This window comes from Candidatus Omnitrophota bacterium, from assembly GCA_028715965.1.
Classification (GTDB): Bacteria; Omnitrophota; Gorgyraeia; order Tantalellales; family Tantalellaceae; genus JAQUQS01.
The window spans coordinates 1-3374 of sequence record JAQUQS010000056.1; the positions used below are offsets into that span (position 1 = coordinate 1).

At 52.3% G+C, this 3374-nt stretch carries 1 protein-coding gene; it reads right to left on the minus strand.

Features of this window, described 5'->3' with window-relative positions:
- Positions 1–3374: hypothetical protein (locus PHH49_08655; protein MDD5489009.1), on the minus strand; the 3374-nt coding region annotated here is incomplete at both ends.

The following is a 3374-nucleotide window of genomic DNA, read 5'->3' on the forward strand; positions in this document are numbered from 1 at the left end:
AGGGCTAAGAGGCGAGAACGCTTGTTCGAACACCACATTCCCCTCATATCCTATTTCAGCGCCGTTGACCAGTAACCCGTCGTTATCGTTACCGGAAAGATCAGTAGCCGTGCCGTCATCGAAATCATAGTAAAGTAGGAGCGACGATTCCAGCCCGGCCACGCCATTAGCGTTAAGAGACTCGACCTCTGCAACCGTTAGGGCCCGGTCAAATATAGCCACATTGTCTACGCGGCCTATGCCCTGTCCACCCGATGTATGGTTACCGATCGCGCTTATCAGTTCCGTGACGACATCATTAGCCTCACCGACGTATTGGCCGTCCACATAGAACCTGGTCTTCCCGGTAGTACGGTCAAGAACAGCCGTTATTTGATGCGGCCCCTCGCTAAGCTGGTTCACATTGTACCCACTCGTCCTCCAACCGTTATCGTATACACCTAATTCCCCGGTGGAATTTATCAGCACATGGTGATATCTCCCGCCAGCCTTCTGGAAAAGGGTACGGTAATCACCTGTCGTAGGAAGCGGAAATTCCACCGTAGCGGACAATGTCATGTCCGACACGGGAGTTATCGGGTCTATTGAAAGATAACTGGACGTACCACTGGCATCAATATACATAGATGATTCTACTTCTTTAAGAGTTAGACCATATACCCATCCTTTATCCTGTTTTGTCAGGTCTTCCGCGGCCTTAACATATCCCCATCTCAAAGTATACGAGCCGGCGGAGAGTATGGACGAACTGTATTTCGTCCAGTCTTTTACCCCGGATATGCTCACTTCATCTACCACGCTGGAATCCGACTTATCTATGACCTGGAACACCATCTCGTTGGGTGAAGCCGCATCCATCTTCCAGAAAAACTCTACGGCACCGTCCGAAGCCAGGTCAATATCGGTCTGCATGTAGGTGCTGTTGCCGGCCTCTATGTGCGGCGTTTCCGCGGCGAACCCGCGATCGTCGTAGCTGGTCACATTCTGTGCTACCCAACCATCACCGGTAAAGCCTAACTGGTCTACGGAGAAGCTCGTTCCTTCAGGATAGGCGTCCCCAGTAAAGTTCTGGGTCATATCCTCGTATATGATCTCCACCTCGTCCACCCAGGCGCGGTCATCCGCTACTCCGGAAGTAAGCGTCCTGTCGTATTCCCATCTGAGCACATGCGAACCGGCCGGCACGTACATGCTGTACGTTATCCATCCATCGTCACTGCCGCTTATGGATGTCTGTAAATGGGCGGCGTCACTACCATCGATATAGAATTTGAGCTTATCCGTACCCGCGGAATCTACCCTCCATTTAAATGTTACTGTGGCGCCGTCTACCAGGTCTATTGCCCTCTCGAGATATGATTTAGCCCCGGCGGACGTGTCCATAGACTGTGCCGCGAAACCGTTAGCGTCGAAAGAAGTCTCGCTCTGGGAAACCCACGTGGTCGATTCATAGCCTTCCGGCAGGTCCGCCTGCGCCCCGAGTGGCAGGTCGAACGAGTAGGCTCTTTTCGTCTTTATGGTTACACCGTCAAGCCACGCGTTGTTGTTCGTAGCCCCGGAGGTCGTCGCGCTACGGTCATATTCCCACCGGAGAACATGGGCAACACCACCAGTAAGCGTTACGCGTTTATAGACCCACCCATCCTCGTTACCGGTGACCGTGGTACTGTCGCCGTCAAGCGAGTCCACAAGCACCCCGTCCAGGTAGAACTTGATACCATCCGTAGCGGCCGAGCTGATCTTCCAGTAGAATCCCAGTTCGGTATCCTCCGCATATTGTACGGTCTTTGAGATATATGACGTATTACCAACTTCCACGGAGCCGGACTGCAACGCGAAAGTACCTTCCTCAAAAGAGGTGGTCCCCTGTATCACCCAGGAATCGGTATCGAACGTGTCCGGATCGACATCATACTCCGTTTGGTCAAAGAACCGGGACGTTCTCGTGAAAGTAATGTCATCAACCCATGCTGTCTGGCCTTCCGTATCCGTACCCGCCTCATCTCTCGTATATACCCACTGGATAGTATGTTCAACACCCGCGGTCAGGGATTCTATCGTGTACTCGTGGAACTGTCCGTCCGCGTCCGTATTACCGGAAAGCGTTCCATAAAGCTGTCCGTCCACATACACGCTTATCGCTTTATCCCCTTCGGAGACTTTCCACCAGAATGTAAGATCGGATATCTCATCAAGCGTTATTTTCTTTTCCATGACCGATTGCTGCCCCGCGCTGAGCGCGCCGGCTTCCGCCGAATATCCATATTCGTCATGCGAGACCGAGCTCTGGACAAAGAAATCGGCATCTCCGGATGTGGCATATCCGTCCGGCAGAGCTATTTGCCCCTGTATGGGCTCAAAATCGAACTCCACGTCCGACGGTTTGACCATTACCTCATCTATCCAGGCGGTATCGCTGCCTTCCGATATCTCCCCATCCTTTATGTACTTCCATTCTAGCGTATGAGACCCGGCGGCAAGCGCTATATTCACCGTGGCCCAATCAGTTTCCCCGGAGATCCCGTCGACCCCGGACACTTCCTCACCATCCACATAGAACCGGAAATAATCGTTGTCCTCCGAAGAGACCTTCCACTTGAAAGACAATATGGTCGTTATCTCGAAAGCCACGTCTTTCCTTATGGTCGCCGTACCGCCGTCGGCCACCTCTCCTACCTGGACCGCGTACCCGGGTACGGTAGTACCTGTGATATATGTGCCCTCATTACCGTTACCGGCGAATATTTCCTGTAATTCCCGAACGGTATACGTGTTGCCGTAATAATCCCGTATTATCTCTTCCCCGTTGATGATGACCGGGATATCGTTAAGCATTATGATGTTGTTATAGATATCAATGTCCTGTATCGGACCCTCAGCCTTGTGGTCCGGGTACGCGGAGGTCACATGTTTTGCCGTTATTTTCTCCGCTCTCCATACACCACCATAGGACACAAGCTCGATATCCACATCCCGGGGATATTCCGTCTGTATGATAGGCGGCTGGGTCCCCTCCATGAAGCCCTCAATGCCCCCGATCTGGTCATATGCCTGGTTCGAATCCTCGCCATAAGCCCCGAACAACATGTCTTCCATGATATCCGCCACACCATTGCCATTATGATCATAGTCCATGCCCGTAGCATTGATCCCCGTATGCCCGTACAACGCGACTTCGAGTATATCCTGCATTCCGTCACCATCGACATCATCGACACTGTTTATATCCGTCCAGCTGTATCCGCATTCGTCGTAAAGCACATATGAATAACTGACGGTGTATTCCTTGTTCGCGCGCAGGTGCCCGAGGAAATACCACTCCATAAGGTCCGCTATCCCATCGCTGTCGGAATCATACGCGATATCCCCCGCAT